This window comes from Virgibacillus sp. W0181 (assembly GCF_051846915.1).
Lineage (GTDB): Bacteria > Bacillota > Bacilli > Bacillales > Amphibacillaceae > JBPYCR01.
Window position 1 is genome coordinate 42,393 of the sequence record NZ_JBPYCR010000016.1, and the last position, 24,708, is coordinate 67,100.

The following is a 24,708-nucleotide window of genomic DNA, read 5'->3' on the forward strand; positions in this document are numbered from 1 at the left end:
GATTTCGAATTCAGATTTAGAATCTTAACTTCTAGTAGATCACAAAAGGATGTATATAAAATGAAAAGAAAAAGAATTGGCATAGCCTTCTTCTATCATGAATCACACAGTTTTACGCCAATGATAACTGAATTAGAGCATTTTAGAAATGAAGCATATCTAACAGGAGAAACAATCATTGCTCATTATAAAGGGACAAAAACTGAGATTGGCGGTTTTATTGATTTCTTACAAGAAAAGTCGGCAGAAGTAGAAATAGTACCTCTTCTTTGCGCTGCTGCTGTTCCATCGGGTGTTGTAACAAAAGAAACATATGAGCATATTGAATCAGAGATGCTTGAAATCATAAAGAACAGTGCACCGTTGGACGGGGTATTATTAGCACTTCATGGTGCAATGGTTGTTGAGCAGATGTCAAATCCTGAAGAGATACTACTAGGAAAAATTCGACAAATTGTAGGAGTGGGTATTCCTATTGCAACAACATTAGATATGCATGCGAATATTGATGCAAGAATGTTGAACCATACCCCCCTCCATTTCGGATTTAAAACGTATCCCCATATTGATATGTATGAGCAAGGTCGGGCAGCTGCAGGAGCCGTTCATCAATATTTATTTGAAAATAAGAAATTTAAAGCTTCATTTGAATGGCTGCCAATGCTTCTTCCCTCTTTAAACATGCGTACGGAATCAGGCCCAATGCAAAAAATGATCCAGTTTGCTTTGGAAGCTGAGCAAATAGAAGGAATTGAAAATGTATCTATTTTTGGTGGCTTTCCTTATGCAGATACTCCAACGAGCAGGGCAAGTATTATCGTTGTTGGTATAGATGAAAATACTGTTAAAGAAGTAATACAAAAATTAACGAAACAATACTGGGAATTAAAAGAAGAATTTATTGTTGATTTACCTAATGCAAAAGAAGGGTTAAAAGTAGCTTTATCACGGAATAATATCAAGCCAATAGTGTTAGCCGATATATCTGACAATCCATTAAGCTGTGGTAGTGGAGATACGACAGAATTACTGCGCACCATGATTGACAGTGATGTCGAGCAAGCTTTATTTGGAGGTTTATTTGATCCTGAATCGATTGAGAAATGCCGTGAGGCCGGAGAAGGGCAACTGGTATCGTTGGATCTTGGTGGGAAAGTGACTCCAGAATATGGATCTCCGGTAAGTGTGCTAGCGAAAATAGTGAAGTTAACAGATGGTGTCTTTTATAATTCTGGACCGATGAATCAGTATCTAAAGGTTGATTTAAAAGGTGCAGCGCATATCATTGTAAATAATTTGGACATCGTATTAATTGGACGCCCAATGTCTGCAAATGACCCAGAAATGTTTAGGCACTTAGGAATAGAGCCGACCGATAAAAAAATATTAGGGCTTAAAGTAAAAAACCATTTTCGGGCGGCATTTGATCCTTTGGTAGAAGAGATCATTTATGTAGATGCTCCTGGTGTGTCAACAAATAATTTATCAACACTGCAGTACAGGCAGATTACACATCCAATTTGGCCATTAGACAATTTGAACAAATAAATAAAGTGAGATTAAAAAGGTCACTTTTAGAAAATGGGAATCAAAAATTTGATGAAATTTATAAGGAGAAACTTAAAATGACAGTAAATTACGCACAGTTAACTTGGCCAGAGATTCATGAGTTGGATAAAGAAAAAACGGTGGTTATTCTTCCGTTAGGAGCTACCGAGGAGCATGGACATCATTTACCAATTGATGTTGATACAAGAATCGTTAACAATATAAGTAGATCAGCTGCTGAAAAAACTGGAATGGATGTTGTTATGCCAGAAATTCCATTCGGGTTTCAATCACATCATATGGGGTTCTCCGGCACTATCGATATCCCTTCTGCTACATTGATTGAATTTGGTAGAGCAGTAACAAATAGTCTTGCTTATCATGGGTTTAAACATATATTACTATTAAATGGACATGGTAGTAATAGACCCATTATTGATTTGATTGCCCGAAACACAATTGTTGATTACCCAGAAACCCTGTGTGCATCAATATCATGGTGGGAGTTACAGAAGGTTCGTGATGTGGCTGGTCAATTATTAGATAGTGATCCTACAAGCCATGGATGTGACTTAGAGACTTCAGTATATTTACACCTTAAAAAAGAACTTGTACAAATGGATAAGGTCAGAAGAGACGGATTGGATAATCTTACACCTCATTTCTGGAGTGATCTATTAGGTCGTCGTCCTGAGGGTTTTTCAAGTCCAGCTAAAATGATGGAAATTTGGCATACGATGACTGAATCCGGAGTTCGTGGGAATCCTACTACATCAACAGAGGAAAAAGGAAAGCAAATTTTTGAAGCAGCTGTTGAAGAACTTGTAGACTTATTAAATGAATTTAGAGAACGAAAGCCAAGTAAAGCACTTGGGCCGGTACTTCCAAAAAAATAGCAGTATCGGGTTAGTTGAATTAATCTCCATTAATTAGCTTAGAAAATAACTGGAGATAAGATTAATTATTCTATAGTGCTTCCAAAGATTATTATGTCTTTTGGAAGCATTATTTTGATGTGAATTCACACAATGTGATTCATTTTAGAAAACTTTCATCATAAATCAAGACAATTAAGTCATTAGTCGTTCTGCATTTCTATTTATTATACTCCTCTTGAAGCTCATGAATCGCCTTGCATAAACAAGTGTTATCACCCCCTTACTCTGACACAAATTGTGAAATCCAACTTTATTTATTCAATTTGTGAAATAATTCTTTTCAAAGAAGAATGTCTATGTAAGGCAGATGATTTATGAAAAATCCATTCAACTATTAAAATCCTTCACTGCATAAAACAAGCAAAGACCGTATATGGACGCAGTTTGTACTTATTTCCATCATAGAATCTTACATTACCCGGGAGCGGTCCTCTCGGAATAAATTCTACTAATACCAATTAATCCTTGCATTCCACATCAAACCTTTGTATAATATATAATCGTGCAATCAAAGATATGATGCATAAAACGATTGCAATAGGCAGCGGTTTTCTATATAATAGAAACGTTGGTTATAAAAGAAGCTGTTCAACGGAACATTTGAACGCTCTATTTAGCAATGAAGTGAAAGGTTGTTGGCACACACGGACCCTTTGCCATGGGCGGTGGTCAAGAAATTTTCATGGAGCAGTCTATTATAAAATGGACGAAAGGGAGGGAAGATAATGGCAAAAGAGAAGATTCGAATTCGATTAAAGGCGTATGATCACCGTATTTTAGATCAATCGGCAGAAAAGATCGTCGACACAGCGAAACGTTCAGGAGCACAGGTTTCCGGACCGATCCCATTGCCGACGGAGAAATCGATTTATACAGTATTGCGCGCGGTGCACAAGTACAAAGATGCACGTGAGCAGTTTGAAATGCGTACACATAAACGCTTAATCGATATTGTCAGTCCAACACCGAAAACAGTCGATTCATTAATGCGTCTCGATTTACCATCTGGTGTAGACATTGAAATTAAACTATAAATGAAAGTTTTAACTAATAGGAGGTGTAACGGATGACGAAAGGAATCTTAGGTCGAAAAATCGGCATGACGCAACTTTTTTCGGAAAGTGGCGAGTTAATCCCGGTTACTGTAGTAGAAGCAGAGCCGAATGTCGTTTTACAGAAAAGAACAATGGAAAATGACGGATACACAGCATTGCAAATAGGGTTTGCCGACAAAAAGGAATCACGTACGAATAAAGCGGAAAAAGGTCATGCTGAAAAAGCAAACACAAACCCTAAGCGCTACGTTCGTGAAATCCGTACGGCTAAGCTTGATGAGTATGAAGTTGGCCAAGAAATTAACGTAGAAGCTTTTCAAGAGGGCGATATTGTTGATGTAACAGGAACGTCCAAAGGGAAAGGTTTTCAAGGTTCTATTAAACGCCATAATTATGCGAGAGGGCCAATGAGCCACGGTTCGCATTTCCATAGAGGTTCAGGTTCAATGGGCGCTGCAGCTGACCCGGCACGAGTATTCAAAGGTAAAAAATTGCCAGGACAAATGGGTAGCGAACAAGTTACGATCCAAAACCTTGAAATTGTAAGAGTAGATGCAGAACGCAATTTACTTTTAATTAAAGGAAATGTTCCAGGTGCAAAAAAATCATATGTAAAAGTAGCGACAGCCGTTAAAGGTAATTAAATTTTAGACGAAGGGAGGATATGTCATGCCTAAAGTAACATTATTTAAACAAGATGGATCAGAAGCAGGAGATATCGAATTACACGAATCCGTATTTGGTATTGAACCAAACATAACTGTGTTAAACGAAGCAGTAAACATGCAGCGTGCTTCTCTCAGACAAGGGACACATGCGGTTAAGAATCGTTCTGCTGTTCGTGGAGGCGGTCGGAAGCCATGGCGCCAAAAAGGAACTGGTCGTGCACGTCAGGGATCCATTCGTTCACCACAGTGGGTCGGCGGTGGAACTGTATTTGGTCCAACACCACGCAGTTACAGTTATAGAATGCCGAAGAAAATGCGTCGATTAGCACTAAAATCAGCTCTATCTTCTAAAGTGAAGGAAGAGAACACGATTATTTTAGACAACCTTGCACTGGACACACCTAAAACAAAAGATGTAGTTCATATGCTCGGAGCTCTTAATGTAGAAAGAAAAGCATTAGTCGTGACAAAAGAATTAGACGAAAACGTTGTTCGTTCAGCAAATAACCTTCAGTCAGTAAAAGTGGTTACTGTAAGCCAGTTAAATGTATTGGATTTGCTTACGCATGACACGCTGATCTTAACGAAGGAAGCAGCCGAAACAGCAGGGGAGGTGCTTGCATAATGAAAGACTTGCGTGATATTATAAAGCGCCCAGTTATTACAGAGCACTCTGCGGATTTAATAGAACAGAAGAAATACACATTTGAAGTAGAGCCGAAAGCGAACAAAACAGAAATTAAAGCAGCAATTGAAACTGTTTTCGGAGTCAAAGTAGATAAGGTCAACACAATGAATCTGAAAGGTAAATTCAAACGCATGGGTCGTTATGGCGGATTTCGCCCAGATCGCAAAAAAGCGGTTGTTCAACTTTCGGAAGACAGTAAAGAGCTGGAGTTCTTTGAAGCATAAACAAATAAAAAAATGAGGGAGGGAAAAACACATGGCTATTAAAACATTCAAACCAACAACAAATGGCAGACGTAATATGTCAGGGATGGACTTTTCGGCACTTACGACAGATAAACCGGAGAAATCATTGTTGAGCCCATTACACAAGAGTGGTGGTCGTAATTCGCAAGGAAGATTGACGATGCGCCATCATGGTGGAGGGCACAAACGCCAATATCGAATTATAGATTTCAAACGAAACAAAGATGGAATACCAGGGCGCGTTGCTACGATTGAGTACGATCCGAACCGTTCTGCGAATATTGCACTAATCAATTATGCAGATGGTGAAAAACGGTATATTTTAGCACCTAAAGGGTTGAAAGTTGGGCTAGTGATCGAGTCTGGCGAAAATGCGGACATTAAAGTAGGGAACGCATTGCCACTTGGAAACATTCCAATAGGTACCGTTATTCATAATGTTGAATTGAAGCCAGGACGCGGTGGACAGTTGGCTCGTTCAGCTGGTGCAGAAGCACAAATTCTTGGTCGCGAAGGTAAATACAGTCTTGTTCGTTTAGCATCAGGAGAGGTTCGCTTAATATTAACTGCTTGTCGTGCGACAGTAGGTCAAGTAGGAAACATCGAACATGAATTGACGACGGTAGGTAAAGCAGGACGTTCTCGTTGGTTAGGCAAACGTCCAACTGTACGTGGTTCCGCAATGAACCCAATTGATCACCCGCATGGTGGTGGGGAAGGTCGTACGCCGATTGGCCGTAAATCACCTGTATCACCTTGGGGACAGAAAACACTTGGTTACAAAACTCGTACACGCAATAAGCCATCAAATAAATATATCGTTCGTAAACGCAAGAAATAATTAAGGCTTTAATTAGCCGAGTTTATCTAACGAAAGGAGGTTTATTCATGGGACGAAGCTTAAAAAAAGGACCTTTTGCAGATGATCATCTAAAGAAAAAGGTTGAAGCTCAGAATGAAAAAGATAAAAAAAGGGTAATTAAAACATGGTCTCGTCGTTCAACAATTTTCCCTGATTTTGTCGGTAACACGATCGCTGTTTATGACGGACGTAAACACGTACCAGTGTATATAACAGAAGATATGGTTGGACATAAACTAGGAGAATTCGCGCCGACACGCTCGTTTAGAGGTCATGCCGGTGATGACAGGAAAACAAAACGCTAATGAGAGGAGGCACTCTACATGCAAGCAAAAGCGATTGCGAAATCTGTTCGTATAGCTCCTCGTAAAGTACGATTAGTCGTAGATTTAATTCGAGGAAAAGACGTTTCTGAAGCGACAGCAATTTTACGTCTTACACAGCGCGGTGCTTCTCCAGTTGTAGAAAAAGTGTTAAATTCTGCAGTTGCTAATGCAGAACATAACTACGAAATGGATACGGAGAATTTAGTTATCTCTGAAGCATTTGTAAATGAAGGAGCTACTTTGAAACGCTTCCGCCCACGTGCGCAGGGTCGTGCAAGCAAAATTAATAAACGCACAAGCCACATTACAGTGGTTCTATCAGAAAAGAAGGAGGGGTAGTCAGTGGGTCAGAAGATAAATCCAGTTGGTCTTCGTGTCGGTGTCATTAAAGACTGGGAATCAAAATGGTATGCAGACAAGGATTATGCAGATTTGTTACACGAAGATATTAAGATTAGAGAATATCTTGAAAATCGCCTGAAGACAGCTGCAGTTTCTTCAATTGAAATTGAACGTGCAGCAAACCGAGTGAATATTACCATCCATACAGGTAAACCTGGAATGGTAATCGGTAAAGGTGGTTCAGAAGTAGAAAAGTTACGAAAAGCACTAAATAATTTAACCGGTAAGAGAATCCATATTAATATCGTTGAAATTAAGAAAGTCGACTTGGATGCTAAACTGGTTGCAGAAAATATAGCTCGTCAATTGGAAAGCCGTATTTCTTTCCGTCGTGCACAAAAGCAGTCTATTCAACGTACAATGCGTGCCGGCGCAAAAGGGATTAAAACACAAGTATCCGGTCGTCTAGGCGGAGCGGACATTGCAAGAGCAGAACATTACAGTGAAGGGACCGTGCCATTACACACACTACGTGCTGACATTAGCTATGGCAACGTGGAAGCAAACACTACGTATGGTAAGTTAGGTGTTAAAGTGTGGATCTATCGTGGTGAAGTCCTTCCAGAAAAACCTAAAAAATAAGGAAGGGGGTAGTGCATTATGTTAATGCCTAAACGTGTTAAATATCGCAGACAACATCGTGGCCGTATGAAAGGCCAAGCAAAAGGCGGAACAACCGTAAGTTTTGGAGATTATGGACTACAGGCAGTAGAAGCGTCATGGATTACAAGTCGTCAAATTGAAGCTGCACGTATTGCCATGACTCGTTACATGAAACGTGGCGGTAAAGTTTGGATCAAAATATTCCCAGACAAACCATATACTGCAAAACCCCTCGAAGTTCGGATGGGTTCCGGTAAAGGGGCACTTGAAGGCTGGGTTGCAGTAGTAAAGCCAGGGAAAATATTGTTTGAAATTGCAGGTGTCCAGGAAGAGGTAGCACGCGAAGCATTGCGTCTCGCTTCTCATAAACTGCCGATTAAAACAAAGTTTGTTAAACGTGAAGAAATTGGTGGTGAAATCAATGAAGGCTAATGAAATCAGAGAACTAACCACTGCCGAAATTGAACAAAACGTCAAATCATTAAAAGAAGAATTATTTAATTTACGCTTCCAGCTTGCAACCGGACAATTGGAGAATACGGCTAGACTCAGTCAAGTCAGAAAATCAATTGCACGCTTAAAAACAGTTGCACGTCAGCGTGAACTAAGCGTAAATAAGTAAATTTGAGGGGAGGTTAACTCCGATATGAGTGAACGAAATAACCGTAAAGTTTATACCGGTCGTGTAGTGTCCGATAAAATGGATAAAACGATTACCGTTGTGGTTGAAACGTATAAATTCCATACATTGTACGGAAAACGCGTGAAGGTGACGAAGAAGTTTAAAACACATGATGAAAACAATCAGGCTAAGGCAGGAGATATTGTTACCATTATGGAAACACGCCCGCTTTCAGCTACTAAACGTTTTCGTTTAATTGAAATTGTAAAAGAGTCCGTTATTATATAATAGTTCGCGTTAAGTGTATCCGAAGGGAGGTTACAGCGAAATGATTCAACAGGAATCTCGTATAAAAGTTGCAGATAACTCAGGAGCACGAGAAGTATTAACGATTAAAGTCCTTGGTGGTTCCGGACGTAAAACCGCTAATATCGGTGATGTTGTTGTTTGTACGGTGAAACACGCAACACCAGGAGGCGTTGTCAAGAAAGGCGAAGTAGTTCGAGCTGTTATCGTCCGTTCAAAGACAGGTGCGCGCCGAAAAGATGGTTCATTTATTCGTTTTGATGAAAATGCAGCCGTAATTATTCGCGATGACAAAAGTCCAAGAGGAACACGTATTTTTGGCCCTGTCGCGCGTGAGTTACGTGATGCAAAATTCATGAAAATCGTATCTCTAGCTCCAGAAGTTTTGTAATAGTCAAGGTAATGAAAAGACCTGTAGGAGGTGCGTAAATATGCATGTGAAAAAAGGCGATAAAGTAAAAGTGCTATCCGGAAAAGATCGGGGAAAAGAAGGCACCATTTTAGAAGCATATCCAAAGACAGAGCGTGTTCTCGTAGAAGGCATTAACATGGTGAAAAAACATGCAAAACCTTCTCAAGATAATCAGCAAGGTGGAATTCTTAATCAAGAAGCTGCCATTCATGTTTCTAATGTACTGCCGATTGATCCGAAAACAAACGAACCAAGTCGAGTTGGTTATGAAATACGAGATGGAAAAAAAGTCCGTATCGCTAAAAAATCCGGTGAAGCGTTAGATAAATAGTTTCAGGCGAAAGGAGGGCGACATAATGAACGAACTGAAAGTGATGTATCAAGATGAAATTGTATCATCCATGATGGAAAAGTTTAATTACAAGTCTGTAATGGAAGTACCCAAGATCGAAAAAATAATTGTAAACATGGGCGTTGGAGATGCCGTTCAAAACTCCAAGGTACTAGACAATGCAGTAGAAGAGTTAACATTGATTGCTGGTCAAAAGCCAGTAGTTACTCGCGCGAAAAAATCCATTGCTGGATTCCGACTTCGTGAAGGAATGCCAATTGGCACGAAAGTAACGTTACGCGGTGAGCGCATGTATGACTTTTTACAAAAACTGATTAAAGTATCCCTTCCACGTGTTCGGGACTTTCGCGGCGTATCAAAAAAATCATTTGATGGTCGTGGAAACTACACGTTGGGCGTGAAAGAACAGCTGATTTTCCCGGAAATTAACTATGATAAAATAAGTAAGGTTCGTGGGATGGATATCGTTATCGTAACAACATCCAACACGGACGAAGAAGCACGTGAATTGTTAGCACAACTAGGCATGCCTTTCCAAAAGTAAGCTTAGAGCTATAAAAGGAGGGAAATTTGTGGCTAAAAAATCAATGGTTGCGAAACAAAAACGCCCACAAAAGTTTAAAGTACGTGAATACACACGTTGTGAGCGTTGTGGACGACCACATTCCGTAATTCGTAAGTTTAAACTATGCCGTATTTGTTTCCGTGAACTTGCCCATAAAGGTCAAATTCCCGGTGTCAAAAAAGCAAGCTGGTAATCCCCATTCGGGAAGGAGGTAATGAATAATGGTAATGACAGACCCTATCGCAGATATGTTAACTCGCATTCGAAACGCTAATGTAGTGCGACATGAAAAGCTGGAAATCCCGGCTTCTAAAATAAAGAAGGAAATTGCCGATATTCTAAAACGAGAAGGCTATGTCCGTGATTATGAGTTCATCGAGGATAATAAGCAAGGGGTTTTACGGATTTTCCTTAAGTATGGCCAAAATGATGAAAGAGTAATTACTGGCTTAAAGCGGATCAGTAAACCCGGACTTCGCGTTTACGCAAAATCGGATGAAGTACCACGTGTATTGAATGGTTTGGGTACAGCAATCGTTTCTACATCAAGAGGTGTTTTTTCCGATAAAGAAGCAAGATCCCAAGCGATCGGTGGAGAAATTTTAGCATATATTTGGTAATTTATATTTTGGATAGGAGGTGCATGGAATGTCTCGTACAGGACTTAAACCAATTGAAATTCCTGAGGGCGTTGAAGTTACACTGAATGAAAATACAGTTACTGTAAAAGGTCCAAAAGGTGAATTAACGACAGCACTTAATGGCAACATGGTTATAAAAGTGGATGATAAGATTATCAACGTTGAACGACCAACTAATCAGAAAAAATATCGTCAATTACACGGTACAACACGCAGCTTGATTCAAAACATGATCACTGGCGTCCATACCGGATTTCAAAAAGAGCTGGAAATCAGCGGGGTTGGTTATCGTGCACAAAAGCAAGGCAACAAACTAATTGTTAGTGCCGGCTATTCACATCCGGTTGAAATCGAAGAAGAAGATGGCATTGAGATTGATGTGCCAAAAAATACAGAAATCATTGTAAAAGGAATCGATAAAGAATTAGTAGGTGCGGTTGCTGCTAATATCCGCTCGATTCGATCCCCTGAGCCGTATAAAGGGAAGGGTATTCGTTACAAAGGCGAATATGTACGTCGTAAAGAAGGTAAAACTGCTAAGTAATAGGCAGAAAGGAGTGTCTGGTTAGATGATCACAAAACCTGAACGAAACGTTGTACGTAAAAGAATTCATAAACGTGTACGTAAAAAGATTTCTGGAACAGCTGAACGACCTCGGTTGAATGTATACCGTTCAAATAAAAATATCTATGCACAACTAGTTGATGATGATAAAGGCATCACATTAACAAGTGCGTCGACCATCGATAAAGAATTAAACCTGGAATCAACAGGCAGTGTTGAAGCAGCTGAAAAAGTTGGAGAACTAATGGCTAAACGCGCCCAAGACAAAGGTTACAAGTCAGTAGTATTCGATCGTGGGGGCTACCTTTATCACGGACGTGTGAAAGCATTGGCAGAGGGAGCTCGTGCCGGAGGACTTGAATTTTAATGGATAAAGGAGGTAACGCTTAAATGAAATTTAACATTGATCCAAACAAGCTAGATCTTGAAGAACGTGTTGTAGCCATCAACCGTGTAGCTAAAGTTGTAAAAGGTGGACGTCGTTTTCGCTTTGCAGCAATCGTCGTTGTTGGTGATAAAAATGGTCACGTAGGATTTGGAACAGGAAAAGCATTGGAAGTACCTGAAGCAATTAAAAAGGCGATTGACAATGCGAAGAAAAATTTAATTGAAGTACCGATTGTCGGGACAACAATTCCACACCAAATCAATGGCCGTTATGGTTCAGGAAACGTTCTCATGAAACCAGCAGCAGAAGGTACGGGAGTTATTTCCGGTGGACCTATTCGTGCGGTATTGGAACTTTCAGGTGTTGGCGATATTTTAACGAAATCACTTGGTTCAAACAACCCGGTTAATATGATTCATGCTACGTTGAACGGTTTGACGAATTTAAAACGTGCAGAAGATGTGGCAAAATTACGCGGGAAGTCTGTAGAAGAACTGTTAGGATAAGGAGGGAAAGGCTATGTCTAAAAAATTAGAAATCACCCTCACGCGCAGTGTTATTGGCAGAACACAGAAACAATTGAAAACCGTTCAGGCATTGGGCTTGAAGAGAATAAATGATTCCGTAGTTCAAAATGATAACCCGGCTGTTCGTGGTATGGTTAATACGATATCGCATCTAGTTACGGTTAAAGAAGTATAAGATCAACGAATCCTAAGAAGGAGGTGCTCGCATGAAACTTCATGAATTGCAATCAGCAGCAGAAACTCGAAAATCTCGTAAACGTGTTGGTCGTGGACCATCTTCTGGTCACGGTAAAACATCCGGACGTGGACATAAAGGTCAAAATGCACGTTCAGGTGGCGGTGTGCGTCCAGGATTCGAAGGCGGACAAATGCCATTATTCCAACGTTTGCCAAAACGTGGTTTTACAAATATTCATCGTAAAGAGTTTGCTATTGTAAACTTGGATACGTTAAATCAATTTGAAGACGGCACGGAAATTACACCAGAGCTATTACTTGAAGAAGGTGTCGTAAGTAAAATGAAGACGGGTATTAAAGTACTCGCCAAAGGCACGATTGAAAAGAAATTAACGGTAAAGGCTCATAAGTTTTCAGCTGCTGCTAAAGAAGCGATAGAGACGGCTGGCGGTAAAACAGAGGTGATTTAATGTTCCGTACAATCTCCAACTTTATTAAAATAGGTGACATTAGACGGAAAATCGTTTTTACATTGTTAATGTTGGTCATTTTTCGTCTTGGAACATTTATTCCGGTTCCTTTTACAAATAAAGAAGCAATCGACTTCATGAATCAACAAAATGTATTCGGCTTTTTAAACACATTCGGCGGTGGAGCATTACAGAACTTCTCCATCCTCGCAATGGGTATTATGCCGTACATTACTGCATCGATTATTATGCAGCTTTTGCAAATGGATGTAGTCCCGAAGTTTTCCGAATGGAAGAAACAAGGGGAAATGGGTCGAAAGAAGCTTGCACAAGTAACGCGTTATGGAACAATCGTACTGGCTTTTGTCCAGGCCATTGCTATGTCGATTGGCTTTAATGCCATGGCTGGCGGCTTGTTGATAAAAGATCCGGGTATTATGAAGTTTTTAGTTATTGCGATTGTACTAACGAGTGGAACGGCATTTTTAATGTGGTTAGGGGAACAAATAACTGCCAATGGTGTCGGAAACGGTATTTCCATTATTATCTTTGCTGGGATCGTTGCCGCAGTACCAAATGGCATTAAACAGTTATACAGTCAATACTTCATCAACCCAGGTGATGAGTTGTTTATCAACATTATTATCGTTACGTTAATCGCGTTGGTTGTTATTGCAGTGACTGTAGGTGTTATTTATATTCAACAGGCACTTCGGAAAATACCAATTCAATACGCTAAAAAGCTTGTTAATCGTTCACCAGTTGGTGGGCACTCCGCACATTTACCACTAAAAGTAAATGCTGCAGGTGTTATCCCGGTAATATTTGCAATTGCATTTATCGTTGCACCACGAACGGTCGCTAGTTTTTTTGAGGGTAATCAAATCGCTTCAACGATTGAAACGATTTTTGACTATACGCAACCAATTGGTATGATACTGTATGTAGTATTGATAATTGCCTTTACGTATTTCTATACATTTGTTCAAGTTAATCCGGAACAGATGGCAGAAAACTTGCAAAAACAAGGTGGATATATTCCGGGCATTCGTCCTGGTAAAAATACAGAAACGTATCTTACGCGTGTCCTGTATCGCTTAACCTTTGTGGGCTCGATCTTTTTAGCTGCAGTATCTGTATTGCCGATCTTATTAGGCGGTCTTGCCGGTTTGCCTACAGCGGTACAAATTGGCGGCACAAGCTTACTAATCGTTGTCGGTGTTGCACTGCAGACGATGAAACAATTAGAAAGTCAGCTCGTAAAGCGGCATTACAAAGGATTTATCAGATCATAAACTTGGCAGAAAAGGAAGGTTAAAACTTTCTTACTGCATACTGGCTAAATGCGCGATGTTTTGGGCTTACGGTTTTTTCGTCCTATCGGAAACGTCCGGTCACATGGCGATACCCCGCCCGATCGCAATATCAAAGCGCCAGTATTAGCATGGAGCTACCCTATAGCTGCTTGCATCAAGCAACAGACATTTACCTAGGGTGCACATAGCTTAATCGGCTAAAAGCATTCATCGTTCTGCGAGAGCTTAGCCGGCGCCAGAGATGTGACTTCTCTGCCAATGAGAGCGAGGGAAAAGATTTGAATTTAATTTTAATGGGGTTGCCCGGTGCCGGAAAAGGTACACAGGCTGAAAAAATCAATGAACAATATAAAATCCCGCATATTTCCACTGGAGATATGTTTCGCTTAGCAATTAAAGAAGGGACACCGCTCGGTAAAAAGGCGAAAGAGTTCATGGACCAAGGTGCGCTTGTTCCTGACGAGGTAACAATCGGAATTGTGCAGGAACGATTGGCCATGGACGATTGTAAAGACGGCTTTTTATTGGATGGATTTCCACGAACGATTGCACAAGCAGAAGCATTAAAAGATCTGTTGGCAAATATGGATAAAAAAATAGATGATGTTATTCACGTAGACGTCCCGGAAGAAAAATTGATGGAGCGCCTCACTGGGCGTCGCGTTTGTCCGACTTGCGGGAGAACATACCATGTTGTATATAATCCCCCGGAGAAAGACGGCATTTGTGATAAAGATGGTACAACGTTAATTCAACGAGATGATGACACAGCTGACACCGTAAAAAATCGTTTAGCAGTTAACATCAAACAAACGGAACCACTGTTGGATTTTTACAAACAAGAAGGTACACTGATAACAATTAATGGTGATCAGCAAATTACTGATGTATTTAAGGACATACAGAAGCAGCTTGAGAAATAAGCAGTGAAGCAGTTCGAAAATAACACAGAATAGATGCAATCCAGCTTGTTAAAAGTTATAATGTATTACGTAGCAATTCAATGGACGTGTACAACTTACTATGCTTAAGTGACGCAGGATGTTCCTATGTTCCATTTATATGTCAATTAAATTATAGCTCTTGAGTGAAGGTGATCGTTGTTGAACGAAACTGATTCGGTACCGCAATTGGGGCAAATTGTTCGTATATTGCAAGGCCGGGAAAACGGTCAGTATGCGATAGTCATTAAGGTAATTGACGATCGGTATGTCATGCTGGCGGACGGAGAAAAGCGAAAATATGATCGCCCGAAAAAGAAAAACAGGCATCATATTGAACTTGTGGACTATGTGTCTTCCGAAGTGCAAAGCAGTCTTCTGGAAACTGGTCGTGTCACAAATGGTAAGTTGCGATTTGCCATAGCAAAATTTACAAACGAGGTTGTGACTGATTTGAAGAAGGGAGATCAACACGATGGCGAAAGACGATGTAATTGAAATGGAAGGCGTTGTAACGGATACATTGCCAAATGCAATGTTTAACGTTGAACTGGAAAATGGCCATACGGTATTGGCGCATGTGTCAGGTAAAATTCGAATGCACTTCATCCGTATTTTACCGGGTGATAAAGTGACAGTAGAGTTATCACCGTATGATTTAACTAAAGGCCGTATCACATACCGTTACAAATAAGCTCCGATATAAAAGGAGGTAAAACAATGAAAGTTAGAGCATCTGTAAAACCAATCTGTGAAAAATGCAAAGTCATTAAGCGTAAAGGCAAAGTAATGGTGATTTGTGAAAATCCGAAGCATAAACAAAAACAAGGGTAACAAGAATAGGAGGTGTATGTAACTTATGGCACGTATAGCAGGAATTGATCTCCCACGTGATAAACGAATCGTTATTGCTTTAACATCCATTTATGGAATCGGGAAATCTAATGCGAAAGAAGTTTTGCAGGCATCTGGTGTTTCTGAAGATACACGTGTACGTGATCTTACGGAAGATGAACTGGGCAAAATTCGTAAAGCAATAGATGAGTATACAATTGAAGGGGACCTTCGTCGTGAAGTTTCCTTAAATATTAAACGCCTGACGGAAATCGGCTCTTATCGCGGAATACGTCACCGTCGCGGTCTACCGGTTCGCGGACAAAAAACAAAAAACAATTCACGTACTCGAAAGGGTCCACGTCGAAATGTTTCAGGTAAGAAATAAGCTATAAAGGAGGTTCGTATTAAATGGCTCGTAAAACGCAAACACGTAAACGTCGAGTGAAAAAGACATTTGACGCTGGTATAGCGCATATTCATTCAACGTTCAACAATACTATCGTAACGATAACAGATACCCAAGGAAATGCAGTTGGCTGGAGTTCAGCAGGTGCGCTTGGCTTTAAAGGATCACGAAAGTCTACTCCGTTTGCTGCACAAATAGCTGCGGAAACTGCTGCTAAATCTGCCTTAGAAACAGGCATGAAGACTTTGGAAGTAACGGTAAAAGGTCCTGGTGCAGGCCGTGAAGCTGCCATTCGCTCACTTCAGGCTGCCGGATTGGAAGTTACTGCAATTCGTGATGTAACGCCGGTTCCTCATAATGGTTGTCGCCCGCCAAAAAGACGTCGAGTATAATTATACCGTATAGATTTTGTCAACCTGTCTATAATGGTTATGATAGTAGAAGTGTATCGACTGTACAGTTGCATAGCTATTCCTTAATAGCTATGTCTGGTGAAAAGCAAACAAATTGCTATTCTTGACCATGCAAGCAATAACAAAGGCTTTTCCAGGTAAACCTTTATATACAGCTATGTGAGACAAAAAAGTACGAAAAGCAGTTCAGTGCAAAGTGGAAGATAGAATACTTGCCTGACTGGGGAATTTCGGTTATATAAGTGTTGCTTTAATCGGGATTTCGACGTTAAAGTTTTAAAGGAGGGCTTTACGGAATGATCGAATTTGAAAAACCAAAAATTGAAACGGTTGAAATAAGCGACGATGCTACATTTGGAAAGTTTGTAGTAGAACCGCTTGAACGTGGATATGGTACCACACTAGGAAACTCCTTGCGTCGTATCCTATTATCCTCACTCCCGGGAGCTGCTGTGACATCCGTTCAAATAGATGGTGCATTGCATGAATTTTCAACCATCGATGGAGTTGCTGAAGATGTAACAACCATCGTGCTGAATCTGAAAAAGCTTGCACTTAAAATCTATTCGGATGAAGAGAAGACACTAGAACTTGATGTGCAGGGAGAAGGAGTAGTTACGGCTGCAGATTTAACTTATGACAGTGATGTAGAAGTATTGAACCCGGATTTGCACATTGCAACATTAAACAGCACGGGTAATTTATATATGAAAATAAATGCGGAACGTGGTCGCGGCTATCGCCCTGCAGAAGAGAACAATCATGACAGCCAACCAATCGGCGTAATTCCGACGGATTCGATTTTTACTCCTGTAACTCGTGTAACGTATCAAGTAGAGAATACACGAATCGGTCAAATATCTAACTATGACAAATTAACGTTGGATGTTTCGACAAACGGCAGTATTCGACCAGAGGAAGCTATATCTTTAGGTGCTAAAGTATTTATGGAGCACTTGAATATATTTGTCAGTTTAACAGATGAAGCGCAAAATGCCGAAATTATGGTTGAAAAAGAAGAAGACCAGAAAGAAAAAGTAATGGAAATGACCATCGAAGAATTGGATCTATCCGTACGCTCATATAACTGTCTGAAGCGAGCGGGCATTAACACCGTTCAGGAATTGGCAGCTAAATCAGAAGAAGACATGATGAAGGTTCGCAACCTTGGTCGTAAATCACTTGATGAAGTAAAGTTAAAGCTTGCTGATTTGGATTTGGGCCTACGAAACGATGATTAATTAGTAAACGGATCTTTATCGGGACAGCGATTGGCATTTTTTGCACGATGTAATGATCGTTCATGTTGTTCTTTTCGGGCAGCAATTCAATTGACCTGCCTAATGATCCATTTCGATTTCATGCAAACTATCCATTTTGCACCTTAAAATAACGGTTTTAAAACGTATAAGGGCTACGAAGGGCTTGCTTATTGTAGTGGATAAGAAAGGTTAGATGGGATTACTGCATATACAATGCACACTTTTGCCATCTAGACCCGGCGATATAAGCCAAGTTTTCTCATCATTCTCGTGATGAAAGCTTAATCGGAATATAAACAAAAGTTTCTTCTGATAGAACCTTTGAGAATGCCCATGTTACTAGAAAGGGAGGGATTATTCGTGGCTAGAAAGCTAGGTCGAACAACAGAAAATCGGATGGCACTACTTCGCAATCTTGCTTCTGATTTAATTATTCATGAGCGGGTTGAAACGACAGAAGCTAAAGCAAAAGAGCTTAAGTCTGTAGTGGAAAAAATGATTACACTTGGGAAACGTGGAGATTTGCATGCACGCCGTCAAGCGGCATCATTTTTATATAACCAAGAAGCAAATGAAGACGAGAGTGTTATTCAGAAACTTTTCGATGACATTGCAGCGCGCTATGAGGATCGACAAGGTGGATATACACGTGTTCTTAAATTAGGTGCTCGTCGTGGTGACGGTGCTCCAATGGCTATCATTGAACTAGTTTAATGGACCTTTTACGAATTCAAGGGCAGGACTGCATCTCTTCCATGAGGTGAATCCAGGCCCTTTTTTGCTAGGTCAGAAAGCATAAAATTTTGTGCATAGCTGTCTAGCTTAAGCGCCCAGCCCCTCGAGGTCTTAAGCAATAACTCTTCGTGGCAGAAACCGCCACTACGATTTCTTGCTTAAGCTTGTCGGGGCTGACCAGGGCGCTTGCGCTTTTCTTACTTAGGGATAAAAACAAGGGAATCGGCCTGGCAAATTTTAATTGTTCTCGAGTATTTAGAACCGCACTATTCTAGTGTATACTAAGTAAGGTAGTATTTATAATCTAGAAATCCTAGCTAGAGTATTACGGCAGGTTTCGTACAGCGATAGATATGTATGGGCTCTCTTTTTTTAGGAACCAATAGGAATTACCCGAGGCTGGTAGAGCTTTAGGGGAGGTTTAGCAATGGAGAAAAAATTAATCGAGTTTAGAAATGTATCGTTTCGATACGGAGAAGAAGGGCCTTGGGCTTTAAGAAATTGCTCTTTTACGATTTATGAAAACGAGTGGGTAGCTATTATCGGGCATAATGGATCCGGTAAATCCACGATCGCTAAGTTAATGAATGGATTATTATTCCCGCAAGAAGGGGAAATAATTATAAATGGTCAAACGCTAAATAAGGACACGATATGGGATGTTCGCAAGGAAGTCGGCATGGTTTTTCAAAACCCGGACAACCAGTTTGTCGGCGCTACCGTGCAGGATGATGTGGCATTTGGGATGGAAAATCGCGGATTCCCACGAGAAGACATGGTGAAGCGGATTGATGATTCATTGGCAGCTGTTGCGATGGAGGAGTATCGTTTAACCGAACCGCACCGCTTATCCGGCGGACAGAAGCAACGTGTTGCAATTGCCGGTGTGTTGGCTGTATCTCCACAAGTGCTTATACTAGATGAAGCAACGGCTATGCTAGATCCACAGGGAAGAATGGAAATTATGAAAACCGTGACAGATGTTCGTAGAGAGCATGCGTTATCGTTAATCACGATTACACATGATTTGCATGAAGTTGTTCAGGCAGAACGTATCATTGTGTTAAATAAAGGCGAAATATGGGACGAAGGTACACCAAGAGCCATATTCCCGAAAAAAGAAGCGTTAATGAAAATGGGGCTTGACGTGCCATTTGTCGCTATTCTGGCAGATGAATTAAAACAAGCTGGAGTAACAATTACAAATGAGCCGTTAAATCATGAGGAATTGTTGGAGGACTTATGGATATCACATTCAAAGATGTAGGTTATACGTACCAACCGAATACGCCTTTTGAACATAAAGCGCTGGAGAATTTATCCTTCCACATTCCTTCAGGCTCATTTGTTGCGGTCATCGGCCATACCGGCTCCGGTAAGTCAACAATGATTCAGCACCTTAACGGGTTGGTCATTCCGACGAAGGGTGAAGTAACCATTGGCGGTTACCACCTAACAAATACAAAGAAACTAAAAAATATTAAAGAACTGCGCAGTCAAGTCGGTGTTGTCTTTCAATATCCTGAACATCAACTGTTTGAAGAAACGATAGAGAAAGATATTGCATTTGGCCCGGCGAACTTTGGTACTTCGACAAATGAAATCGACAAACGCATAAAGGAAATTATTCCACAAGTCGGTATCGCCGAAGAACTTCTGCAGCGTTCTCCCTTTGAACTGAGTGGAGGACAGATGCGACGGGTAGCAATTGCCGGTGTGCTAGCGATGAAGCCAAAGGTACTTGTGCTGGATGAGCCTACTGCCGGACTCGATCCACGTGGACAGACGGAAATCATGGATATGTTTTATCAGTTGCATAAGGAACAGGAATTAACGACCATGCTCGTCACACATAGTATGGAAGATGCGGTAAAATATGCCGACCATGTCATTATTTTAAACAAAGGCACGAAATATATGGAAGGAAAGCCCGAAGAAATCTTCGTACAGCAGGAAGCATTAAATCAGGTACAACTGGATGTCCCTGAAGTCGTGCATTTCTTGTCCAAGTTTGAACAGAAATTTCATACGAAAATCCCTTTTACCGGGCAATCGATCAAAGAAATCGCCGAATCGATTCAGCATACGTTAAAAGGAGCTGAGTCAACATGAGTAATTCTATCGTTATCGGGCAATATGTGCCTGGTGAATCTATCGTTCATCGACTTGATCCAAGAACTAAGATTATTATTATCTTTTTCTTTGTGTTATTCGTCTTTTTTGCAAATACGTTTATCAGTTACAGCATTTTAGCAGCCTTTGTTTTAATAAGTATTTTGATCACCCGTATACAGTTGCGTTTTATTATTAAAGGGTTAACCCCAGTTTGGTTTATTATTATTTTTACATTTATATTGCATTTAATTGTAACAAAAGAAGGAAATGTCGTTTATGAAATAGGCGTCTTTGAAATCTATTCCGGTGGTATTATCCAGGGGATTGCCATTTCTATGCGTTTTTTCTTGCTCATTTTAATGACGTCTTTACTTACGTTAACGACGACACCAATTGAAATTACTGATGCAATTGAATATTTGCTTCATCCGCTGAAAAAGGTGAAGTTTCCTGTCCATGAGCTTGCGTTAATGATGTCGATCTCCTTGCGCTTTATTCCAACATTAATGCAGGAGACGGAAAAAATATCAAAAGCACAAGCATCCCGCGGCGTCGATTTTAAAACCGGGCCGATTAAAGAGCGCGCCAAAGCAGTTGTCCCCTTGCTCGTCCCGCTGTTTGTCAGTGCTTTTAAACGAGCCGAGGAGTTGGCGATGGCCATGGAATCACGAGGGTATCAAGGCGGTGAAGGGCGAACGAAATTACGCGCACTGCAAATGGAAAAAAGAGATATTATTATTTACATCATTTTTATCCTAGTTAGTGCAGGATTGTTTTATACTAGAAGTTATTAAAATACGGACGAAAAGTTGTAGAAGTGTGTGTTCAAAAAGAGCCGAATTAGAAGCAAGAAGGTCGAAGCGGCGCAGTTTCGAGCATAAGGAAACTTCCCTGAGTCCGCATCGCACGCAGGAAAAGTCTTCTTCTTTTCCAAGGAGCGGAATGTATGTATATAGATACATGAGCGGCGGAGAAACAAGCCAACGAAGAGATTCGCTGCTAATAATTTGGTGACTTTTTGAACAACCTCTAGAAGCGACTTTTCCAGGTCTTTAAGTAATCTCTATTTAGGATAGTGGTATTGAAAAGGATGAGCGACGTGGAAAAGCTGAAATGTGTAATAAGTTATGATGGGACGAACTTTTCAGGCTTTCAAATCCAACCGGGAAAGCGAACCATTCAGGGGAAAATCGAACAAGCATTGGCAAAAATCCATAAAGGGGAACCGATACGGATACAATCGTCCGGAAGAACCGACACTGGCGTCCACGCGGAAGGTCAAGTCATCCATTTCATATCTCCTATCCAGATGCCGTCCTGGAGTTGGCAGCGGGCACTTAATACGCTATTGCCAGCTGATATTCATGTGCGGGGGGTAAAGAAAGTAGAAGATTCCTTTCATGCTCGTTATGATGCGAAGGAGAAAGAATATCGCTACCTGATTGATCAAGTACCGGAAAAGAATGTTTTTAAGCGGAATTATGTATATCACTTCCCTTATAAACTAGATATCGAATTGATGAAGCAAGCATGCACTTATTTTGTCGGAACACATGACTTTACTACTTTCTCTTCCGCCAAAGCAACCATTAGAGGGAGTAAGGTAAGGACACTTTATGAAGTGTCATGCGAACGTAGAGGCAATACGATTGAGTTCATTCTAAGAGGGGACGGATTTTTGTATCATATGGTACGGATCATCGTCGGTGTCATTCTTGCTATCGGACAAGGGAAAATACCACCGGGAGAGGTCAAAAATTTGCTCGATAAAAAGGACCGCAGACTTGCTGGAAAAACCGTACCTGCACAAGGGTTGTATTTATATGATGTCGCATATGGTGACGATGATTGAATGAAGAATAACAGAAGTCTAAGGAAGTGAAGAATTCACATCTAAATTCTTGACAAAATGCCCTAGTTTGGTATATTATATTCTATGGCAATTTATTTGTATACCACATAATTAGCCCCGGAACTAATTGTGTTGAAATATAGAAATAGTGAACGAAAATGATTGAAATTTGGAGGGAAACAGATCATGCGCACAACATTCATGGCGAATGAAAATAATATTGAACGCAAATGGCTCGTTGTGGATGCAGAAGGTGAACGACTTGGACGTTTAGCGAGCGAAGTAGCTTCCATTCTTCGCGGTAAGCATAAACCAACGTACACACCACATGCAGATACAGGAGACCATGTGATTATCGTTAATGCTGAAAAAATTGAATTAACAGGTAATAAATTACAAGATAAAAAGTATTATCGTCACTCTGGCTATCCAGGTGGATTGAAAGAACGTAATGCGGCGGAAATGCGTAAGAACTACTCTGAAAAAATGATAGAGATTACGATTAAAGGCATGCTGCCAAAAGGGCCTTTAGGTCGTCAAATGCTGAAAAAATTACACGTTTATAAAGGTTCGGAACATAAAAACCAAGCACAAAAACCAGAAGTATACAAACTTCGCGGATAATAAAAGGAGGTTACACCATTGGAACAAGTACAATATTATGGCACAGGTCGTCGTAAAAGATCAACTGCACGTGTGCGCTTAGTACCGGGAACGGGCAAAGTGCTTATTAACAAACGTGATGCAGAAGAATACTTCCCATATGCGACACAACGCCTAATTTTAAAGCAACCACTCGTTGCAACTGAAACAGAAGGCACGTATGACATATTGGTTAATGTTCACGGAGGAGGATTTACAGGCCAAGCAGGTGCAATCCGTCACGGTATTGCTCGTGCACTATTGGAAGCAGATCCGGACTACCGTACAACATTAAAGCGTGAAGGTTACTTGACGCGTGACTCCCGTATGACAGAGCGTAAGAAGTACGGTCTTCGTTCAGCTCGTCGTGCACCACAGTTCTCAAAACGTTAATAAATCAACACTTGCAAATCCCTCAACCACCTATGGTTGGGGGATTTTACTGTATATACGGTGCTTTAAAAACAGGGGAAAATTCACACGTAGCATACACGTAACATACAAGTAGCATACAAATAATTTAAAGAAAAAGCATCCTTTCTTATAGCGTGTCAAACATATCTTCGGAAGGAAATAAGTTCCAATCAGAAATTGGGGGCCTATGCAGTGACGCCTTATTTTGACATGATACAAGTGATTATTCTTTAGGCTACCTTGAACCTGGAGATGTTGTTTAATTGTTTATTATAATTACTATTAGTGTATTAGGGCTTTCATGGGAGGTAGTTCACCCCTTTTTGAGAAAGAGGGTAGATAACATGACGGTATTTAAATCATTGGTTCTAATGATTGTTTTTGCAACATTAACTGTGGCAATACCGTCAGAACAAAAAAATAACCACCCGATGAATGCCTAGCCGCATTTTGGTTGGTTACTTTTCTGACCTAAATAAGGTGAGCTGTCCCCTTAGGGCTTTTACACACTAGACCGTTCCATGTACCAGCATGGGCGGTCTTTTATTATCATATGACTTTCTATACATAGAATACCTCATTTATTTCACAAAATAAACATGTACTGCTCTTCACTGACTGGGTTTGCCAACCTTATTATAATGATTCAAGGTAATTTATTGGGCTTATCCAATACATATACGAATCAGTTGATAGCTTCGCTACTTACACCAATTGACACTAATCGATGTGAAGATTCTCTCTATGGTGACCAAAAAGGTCAAAATTTGATAGAGAGGTTGATCTAAATGGAAGCCACTTTAGAGATAGCACGCATTGAATAAATTATCAGAGAGGCGGAAGAAGTCACTGATTATATCATTCGTAGTCCAGAAGACGGAGCAAAGATAACGTCTCGCTTTATTGGTCGTGATGGTCGTGAAGTTTTTTTGTTATGTGTTTAAATACGAAAAACAATGTTGTCGTGGTCCATCGTTGTCATGTTGGTTCGTTGAATTCCTAGATTGTACATCCACGCGAGGTGTTTAAATCTGCAATACTTAATAATTCAGCATCCATCATTTTTGCGCATCAGCACCCAGGTGGTGACATAGCACCATCGATGGAGATATTAACGTTACAAAGAGATTAGTCGAAGCTGGAAAGTTACTAGGCATTGAAGTGCTTAATCATTTAGTAATAAATAATGATAACAGTTTTACTAGCCTGAAAGTAAGAGGTTATATTTAAAAGGGAGAAACAATTCCCTTTTTATCTTCAAGAATCTACATGCTCGAATGTAAAACCTAAAAAGCAATATAAGAAGTAAAAAGATATAGTGTATATTGCGTCATTACTGAAGAATCATGTTACTAAGTGCTTTATGGTAGAATAGAGGTGTATATTCAATGAATAATTGTGTTCATATTAAATAG

General features: G+C 40.3%; 38 protein-coding genes and 1 pseudogene. All 39 read left to right on the forward strand.

Going from position 1 to position 24,708, the window contains the following annotated elements:
• Positions 1-60 precede the first annotated feature (60 nt).
• The 39 genes and pseudogenes from ACLIBG_RS08795 (at position 61) to ACLIBG_RS08985 (ending at position 24,523) form a co-directional block, all read left to right on the forward strand.
• Entirely contained in the window at positions 61-1,548 is a 1,488-nt protein-coding gene (locus ACLIBG_RS08795; protein ID WP_439312397.1) for a M81 family metallopeptidase, read from the forward strand.
• A gap of 77 nt (positions 1,549-1,625) precedes the next feature.
• Positions 1,626-2,444: a creatininase family protein gene (locus ACLIBG_RS08800; protein ID WP_439312398.1), complete on the forward strand. Its 819-nt coding sequence runs from the start codon at positions 1,626-1,628 to the stop codon at positions 2,442-2,444.
• 767 nt (positions 2,445-3,211) lie between these two features.
• Entirely contained in the window at positions 3,212-3,520 is a 309-nt protein-coding gene (gene rpsJ / locus ACLIBG_RS08805) for a 30S ribosomal protein S10 (protein ID WP_439312399.1), read from the forward strand.
• Positions 3,521-3,552: 32 nt separating this feature from the next.
• A complete protein-coding gene (gene rplC / locus ACLIBG_RS08810; protein WP_439312400.1) occupies positions 3,553-4,185 on the forward strand; it encodes a 50S ribosomal protein L3 in 633 nt (210 codons plus the stop codon).
• Positions 4,186-4,210: 25 nt separating this feature from the next.
• Positions 4,211-4,834, forward strand: coding sequence for a 50S ribosomal protein L4 (rplD, locus tag ACLIBG_RS08815; protein WP_439312401.1), 624 nt, complete (start codon positions 4,211-4,213; stop codon positions 4,832-4,834).
• Complete coding sequence (rplW, locus tag ACLIBG_RS08820) at positions 4,834-5,121, forward strand: 50S ribosomal protein L23 (protein ID WP_439312402.1); 288 nt, start codon at positions 4,834-4,836, stop codon at positions 5,119-5,121. The genes rplD and rplW overlap by 1 nt, the downstream gene beginning before the upstream one ends.
• A 31-nt stretch (positions 5,122-5,152) precedes the next feature.
• Entirely contained in the window at positions 5,153-5,983 is an 831-nt protein-coding gene (gene rplB / locus ACLIBG_RS08825) for a 50S ribosomal protein L2 (RefSeq protein WP_439312403.1), read from the forward strand.
• Between the two features lie 47 nt (positions 5,984-6,030).
• Positions 6,031-6,309: a 30S ribosomal protein S19 gene (gene rpsS, locus ACLIBG_RS08830; RefSeq protein WP_439312404.1), complete on the forward strand. Its 279-nt coding sequence runs from the start codon at positions 6,031-6,033 to the stop codon at positions 6,307-6,309.
• An 18-nt stretch (positions 6,310-6,327) separates the two neighbouring features.
• Positions 6,328-6,669: a 50S ribosomal protein L22 gene (rplV, locus tag ACLIBG_RS08835; protein ID WP_439312405.1), complete on the forward strand. Its 342-nt coding sequence runs from the start codon at positions 6,328-6,330 to the stop codon at positions 6,667-6,669.
• Positions 6,670-6,672: 3 nt separating this feature from the next.
• On the forward strand, positions 6,673-7,314 hold the full coding sequence (rpsC, locus tag ACLIBG_RS08840; RefSeq protein ID WP_439312406.1) for a 30S ribosomal protein S3: 642 nt from the start codon (positions 6,673-6,675) through the stop codon (positions 7,312-7,314).
• 18 nt (positions 7,315-7,332) lie between these two features.
• The gene (gene rplP, locus ACLIBG_RS08845; protein ID WP_439312407.1) at positions 7,333-7,767 is read left to right on the forward strand and encodes a 50S ribosomal protein L16; all 435 of its coding nucleotides are present in this window, start codon (positions 7,333-7,335) and stop codon (positions 7,765-7,767) included.
• Complete coding sequence (gene rpmC, locus ACLIBG_RS08850) at positions 7,757-7,957, forward strand: 50S ribosomal protein L29 (RefSeq protein ID WP_439312408.1); 201 nt, start codon at positions 7,757-7,759, stop codon at positions 7,955-7,957. Before rplP ends, rpmC begins: the two co-directional genes overlap by 11 nt.
• A gap of 24 nt (positions 7,958-7,981) precedes the next feature.
• A complete protein-coding gene (gene rpsQ, locus ACLIBG_RS08855) occupies positions 7,982-8,245 on the forward strand; it encodes a 30S ribosomal protein S17 (RefSeq protein ID WP_439312409.1) in 264 nt (87 codons plus the stop codon).
• A gap of 40 nt (positions 8,246-8,285) precedes the next feature.
• Positions 8,286-8,654 (forward strand): 50S ribosomal protein L14, encoded by a 369-nt coding sequence (rplN, locus tag ACLIBG_RS08860; protein WP_439312410.1) that lies wholly within the window; start codon positions 8,286-8,288, stop codon positions 8,652-8,654.
• Positions 8,655-8,694: 40 nt separating this feature from the next.
• Positions 8,695-9,006, forward strand: a complete 312-nt coding sequence (gene rplX / locus ACLIBG_RS08865) for a 50S ribosomal protein L24 (protein WP_439312411.1) — start codon at positions 8,695-8,697, stop codon at positions 9,004-9,006.
• A 25-nt stretch (positions 9,007-9,031) separates the two neighbouring features.
• Positions 9,032-9,571 (forward strand): 50S ribosomal protein L5, encoded by a 540-nt coding sequence (gene rplE, locus ACLIBG_RS08870; RefSeq protein ID WP_439312412.1) that lies wholly within the window; start codon positions 9,032-9,034, stop codon positions 9,569-9,571.
• A 28-nt stretch (positions 9,572-9,599) separates the two neighbouring features.
• Entirely contained in the window at positions 9,600-9,785 is a 186-nt protein-coding gene (locus ACLIBG_RS08875; RefSeq protein ID WP_336263704.1) for a type Z 30S ribosomal protein S14, read from the forward strand.
• A gap of 28 nt (positions 9,786-9,813) precedes the next feature.
• The gene (gene rpsH / locus ACLIBG_RS08880) at positions 9,814-10,212 is read left to right on the forward strand and encodes a 30S ribosomal protein S8 (RefSeq protein ID WP_439312413.1); all 399 of its coding nucleotides are present in this window, start codon (positions 9,814-9,816) and stop codon (positions 10,210-10,212) included.
• A 28-nt stretch (positions 10,213-10,240) separates the two neighbouring features.
• Positions 10,241-10,777, forward strand: a complete 537-nt coding sequence (rplF, locus tag ACLIBG_RS08885; RefSeq protein WP_439312414.1) for a 50S ribosomal protein L6 — start codon at positions 10,241-10,243, stop codon at positions 10,775-10,777.
• A gap of 25 nt (positions 10,778-10,802) precedes the next feature.
• Complete coding sequence (gene rplR / locus ACLIBG_RS08890) at positions 10,803-11,165, forward strand: 50S ribosomal protein L18 (RefSeq protein WP_439312415.1); 363 nt, start codon at positions 10,803-10,805, stop codon at positions 11,163-11,165.
• A 23-nt stretch (positions 11,166-11,188) separates the two neighbouring features.
• The gene (gene rpsE, locus ACLIBG_RS08895) at positions 11,189-11,692 is read left to right on the forward strand and encodes a 30S ribosomal protein S5 (protein ID WP_439312416.1); all 504 of its coding nucleotides are present in this window, start codon (positions 11,189-11,191) and stop codon (positions 11,690-11,692) included.
• A gap of 13 nt (positions 11,693-11,705) precedes the next feature.
• Entirely contained in the window at positions 11,706-11,888 is a 183-nt protein-coding gene (gene rpmD, locus ACLIBG_RS08900) for a 50S ribosomal protein L30 (protein WP_439312417.1), read from the forward strand.
• A gap of 31 nt (positions 11,889-11,919) precedes the next feature.
• Positions 11,920-12,360 carry a 50S ribosomal protein L15 gene (gene rplO / locus ACLIBG_RS08905; protein ID WP_439312418.1) on the forward strand — a complete coding sequence of 147 codons (441 nt, stop codon included), beginning with the start codon at positions 11,920-11,922 and terminating at the stop codon, positions 12,358-12,360.
• Positions 12,360-13,655 carry a preprotein translocase subunit SecY gene (secY, locus tag ACLIBG_RS08910; RefSeq protein WP_439312419.1) on the forward strand — a complete coding sequence of 432 codons (1,296 nt, stop codon included), beginning with the start codon at positions 12,360-12,362 and terminating at the stop codon, positions 13,653-13,655. The genes rplO and secY overlap by 1 nt, the downstream gene beginning before the upstream one ends.
• Before the next feature lie 299 nt (positions 13,656-13,954).
• Positions 13,955-14,599 carry an adenylate kinase gene (locus tag ACLIBG_RS08915; RefSeq protein WP_439312420.1) on the forward strand — a complete coding sequence of 215 codons (645 nt, stop codon included), beginning with the start codon at positions 13,955-13,957 and terminating at the stop codon, positions 14,597-14,599.
• Between the two features lie 180 nt (positions 14,600-14,779).
• Positions 14,780-15,115 (forward strand): KOW domain-containing RNA-binding protein, encoded by a 336-nt coding sequence (locus ACLIBG_RS08920; RefSeq protein WP_439312421.1) that lies wholly within the window; start codon positions 14,780-14,782, stop codon positions 15,113-15,115.
• Positions 15,093-15,311, forward strand: a complete 219-nt coding sequence (infA, locus tag ACLIBG_RS08925) for a translation initiation factor IF-1 (protein WP_439312422.1) — start codon at positions 15,093-15,095, stop codon at positions 15,309-15,311. The genes ACLIBG_RS08920 and infA overlap by 23 nt, the downstream gene beginning before the upstream one ends.
• Before the next feature lie 26 nt (positions 15,312-15,337).
• Positions 15,338-15,451: a 50S ribosomal protein L36 gene (rpmJ, locus tag ACLIBG_RS08930; RefSeq protein WP_010095733.1), complete on the forward strand. Its 114-nt coding sequence runs from the start codon at positions 15,338-15,340 to the stop codon at positions 15,449-15,451.
• Between the two features lie 25 nt (positions 15,452-15,476).
• Positions 15,477-15,839, forward strand: a complete 363-nt coding sequence (gene rpsM / locus ACLIBG_RS08935; RefSeq protein WP_439312423.1) for a 30S ribosomal protein S13 — start codon at positions 15,477-15,479, stop codon at positions 15,837-15,839.
• 23 nt (positions 15,840-15,862) lie between these two features.
• On the forward strand, positions 15,863-16,252 hold the full coding sequence (gene rpsK, locus ACLIBG_RS08940) for a 30S ribosomal protein S11 (RefSeq protein WP_439312424.1): 390 nt from the start codon (positions 15,863-15,865) through the stop codon (positions 16,250-16,252).
• 317 nt (positions 16,253-16,569) lie between these two features.
• A complete protein-coding gene (locus tag ACLIBG_RS08945) occupies positions 16,570-17,514 on the forward strand; it encodes a DNA-directed RNA polymerase subunit alpha (protein ID WP_439312425.1) in 945 nt (314 codons plus the stop codon).
• A 354-nt stretch (positions 17,515-17,868) separates the two neighbouring features.
• Complete coding sequence (gene rplQ, locus ACLIBG_RS08950; RefSeq protein ID WP_439312426.1) at positions 17,869-18,249, forward strand: 50S ribosomal protein L17; 381 nt, start codon at positions 17,869-17,871, stop codon at positions 18,247-18,249.
• 448 nt (positions 18,250-18,697) lie between these two features.
• Positions 18,698-19,537 (forward strand): energy-coupling factor ABC transporter ATP-binding protein, encoded by an 840-nt coding sequence (locus tag ACLIBG_RS08955; protein WP_439312427.1) that lies wholly within the window; start codon positions 18,698-18,700, stop codon positions 19,535-19,537.
• Positions 19,513-20,382 carry an energy-coupling factor ABC transporter ATP-binding protein gene (locus tag ACLIBG_RS08960; protein ID WP_439312428.1) on the forward strand — a complete coding sequence of 290 codons (870 nt, stop codon included), beginning with the start codon at positions 19,513-19,515 and terminating at the stop codon, positions 20,380-20,382. Before ACLIBG_RS08955 ends, ACLIBG_RS08960 begins: the two co-directional genes overlap by 25 nt.
• Positions 20,379-21,179: an energy-coupling factor transporter transmembrane component T family protein gene (locus ACLIBG_RS08965; protein ID WP_439312429.1), complete on the forward strand. Its 801-nt coding sequence runs from the start codon at positions 20,379-20,381 to the stop codon at positions 21,177-21,179. Before ACLIBG_RS08960 ends, ACLIBG_RS08965 begins: the two co-directional genes overlap by 4 nt.
• A 296-nt stretch (positions 21,180-21,475) precedes the next feature.
• Positions 21,476-22,237 carry a tRNA pseudouridine(38-40) synthase TruA gene (gene truA, locus ACLIBG_RS08970; RefSeq protein ID WP_439312434.1) on the forward strand — a complete coding sequence of 254 codons (762 nt, stop codon included), beginning with the start codon at positions 21,476-21,478 and terminating at the stop codon, positions 22,235-22,237.
• Between the two features lie 186 nt (positions 22,238-22,423).
• Positions 22,424-22,861, forward strand: coding sequence for a 50S ribosomal protein L13 (gene rplM / locus ACLIBG_RS08975; RefSeq protein ID WP_439312430.1), 438 nt, complete (start codon positions 22,424-22,426; stop codon positions 22,859-22,861).
• Between the two features lie 18 nt (positions 22,862-22,879).
• Positions 22,880-23,272: a 30S ribosomal protein S9 gene (rpsI, locus tag ACLIBG_RS08980; RefSeq protein WP_439312431.1), complete on the forward strand. Its 393-nt coding sequence runs from the start codon at positions 22,880-22,882 to the stop codon at positions 23,270-23,272.
• Between the two features lie 1,042 nt (positions 23,273-24,314).
• Positions 24,315-24,523: pseudogene (locus ACLIBG_RS08985) on the forward strand (JAB domain-containing protein).
• The last annotated feature ends 185 nt before the right edge of the window (positions 24,524-24,708 follow it).

What these genes read in the sequence shown, in the direction of transcription:
- ACLIBG_RS08795 (WP_439312397.1), top strand. Translation starts at nt 61, where the DNA reads ATGAAAAGAAAAAGAATTGGCATAGCCTTCTTCTATCATGAATCACAC.
- ACLIBG_RS08800 (WP_439312398.1), top strand. Translation starts at nt 1,626, where the DNA reads ATGACAGTAAATTACGCACAGTTAACTTGGCCAGAGATTCATGAGTTG.
- rpsJ (WP_439312399.1), top strand. Translation starts at nt 3,212, where the DNA reads ATGGCAAAAGAGAAGATTCGAATTCGATTAAAGGCGTATGATCACCGT.
- rplC (WP_439312400.1), top strand. Translation starts at nt 3,553, where the DNA reads ATGACGAAAGGAATCTTAGGTCGAAAAATCGGCATGACGCAACTTTTT.
- rplD (WP_439312401.1), top strand. Translation starts at nt 4,211, where the DNA reads ATGCCTAAAGTAACATTATTTAAACAAGATGGATCAGAAGCAGGAGAT.
- rplW (WP_439312402.1), top strand. Translation starts at nt 4,834, where the DNA reads ATGAAAGACTTGCGTGATATTATAAAGCGCCCAGTTATTACAGAGCAC.
- rplB (WP_439312403.1), top strand. Translation starts at nt 5,153, where the DNA reads ATGGCTATTAAAACATTCAAACCAACAACAAATGGCAGACGTAATATG.
- rpsS (WP_439312404.1), top strand. Translation starts at nt 6,031, where the DNA reads ATGGGACGAAGCTTAAAAAAAGGACCTTTTGCAGATGATCATCTAAAG.
- rplV (WP_439312405.1), top strand. Translation starts at nt 6,328, where the DNA reads ATGCAAGCAAAAGCGATTGCGAAATCTGTTCGTATAGCTCCTCGTAAA.
- rplP (WP_439312407.1), top strand. Translation starts at nt 7,333, where the DNA reads ATGTTAATGCCTAAACGTGTTAAATATCGCAGACAACATCGTGGCCGT.
- rpmC (WP_439312408.1), top strand. Translation starts at nt 7,757, where the DNA reads ATGAAGGCTAATGAAATCAGAGAACTAACCACTGCCGAAATTGAACAA.
- rpsQ (WP_439312409.1), top strand. Translation starts at nt 7,982, where the DNA reads ATGAGTGAACGAAATAACCGTAAAGTTTATACCGGTCGTGTAGTGTCC.
- rplN (WP_439312410.1), top strand. Translation starts at nt 8,286, where the DNA reads ATGATTCAACAGGAATCTCGTATAAAAGTTGCAGATAACTCAGGAGCA.
- rplX (WP_439312411.1), top strand. Translation starts at nt 8,695, where the DNA reads ATGCATGTGAAAAAAGGCGATAAAGTAAAAGTGCTATCCGGAAAAGAT.
- rplE (WP_439312412.1), top strand. Translation starts at nt 9,032, where the DNA reads ATGAACGAACTGAAAGTGATGTATCAAGATGAAATTGTATCATCCATG.
- rpsH (WP_439312413.1), top strand. Translation starts at nt 9,814, where the DNA reads ATGGTAATGACAGACCCTATCGCAGATATGTTAACTCGCATTCGAAAC.
- rplF (WP_439312414.1), top strand. Translation starts at nt 10,241, where the DNA reads ATGTCTCGTACAGGACTTAAACCAATTGAAATTCCTGAGGGCGTTGAA.
- rplR (WP_439312415.1), top strand. Translation starts at nt 10,803, where the DNA reads ATGATCACAAAACCTGAACGAAACGTTGTACGTAAAAGAATTCATAAA.
- rpsE (WP_439312416.1), top strand. Translation starts at nt 11,189, where the DNA reads ATGAAATTTAACATTGATCCAAACAAGCTAGATCTTGAAGAACGTGTT.
- rpmD (WP_439312417.1), top strand. Translation starts at nt 11,706, where the DNA reads ATGTCTAAAAAATTAGAAATCACCCTCACGCGCAGTGTTATTGGCAGA.
- rplO (WP_439312418.1), top strand. Translation starts at nt 11,920, where the DNA reads ATGAAACTTCATGAATTGCAATCAGCAGCAGAAACTCGAAAATCTCGT.
- secY (WP_439312419.1), top strand. Translation starts at nt 12,360, where the DNA reads ATGTTCCGTACAATCTCCAACTTTATTAAAATAGGTGACATTAGACGG.
- infA (WP_439312422.1), top strand. Translation starts at nt 15,093, where the DNA reads ATGGCGAAAGACGATGTAATTGAAATGGAAGGCGTTGTAACGGATACA.
- rpmJ (WP_010095733.1), top strand. Translation starts at nt 15,338, where the DNA reads ATGAAAGTTAGAGCATCTGTAAAACCAATCTGTGAAAAATGCAAAGTC.
- rpsM (WP_439312423.1), top strand. Translation starts at nt 15,477, where the DNA reads ATGGCACGTATAGCAGGAATTGATCTCCCACGTGATAAACGAATCGTT.
- rpsK (WP_439312424.1), top strand. Translation starts at nt 15,863, where the DNA reads ATGGCTCGTAAAACGCAAACACGTAAACGTCGAGTGAAAAAGACATTT.
- ACLIBG_RS08945 (WP_439312425.1), top strand. Translation starts at nt 16,570, where the DNA reads ATGATCGAATTTGAAAAACCAAAAATTGAAACGGTTGAAATAAGCGAC.
- rplQ (WP_439312426.1), top strand. Translation starts at nt 17,869, where the DNA reads ATGTTACTAGAAAGGGAGGGATTATTCGTGGCTAGAAAGCTAGGTCGA.
- ACLIBG_RS08955 (WP_439312427.1), top strand. Translation starts at nt 18,698, where the DNA reads ATGGAGAAAAAATTAATCGAGTTTAGAAATGTATCGTTTCGATACGGA.
- ACLIBG_RS08960 (WP_439312428.1), top strand. Translation starts at nt 19,513, where the DNA reads ATGGATATCACATTCAAAGATGTAGGTTATACGTACCAACCGAATACG.
- ACLIBG_RS08965 (WP_439312429.1), top strand. Translation starts at nt 20,379, where the DNA reads ATGAGTAATTCTATCGTTATCGGGCAATATGTGCCTGGTGAATCTATC.
- truA (WP_439312434.1), top strand. Translation starts at nt 21,476, where the DNA reads ATGAGCGACGTGGAAAAGCTGAAATGTGTAATAAGTTATGATGGGACG.
- rplM (WP_439312430.1), top strand. Translation starts at nt 22,424, where the DNA reads ATGCGCACAACATTCATGGCGAATGAAAATAATATTGAACGCAAATGG.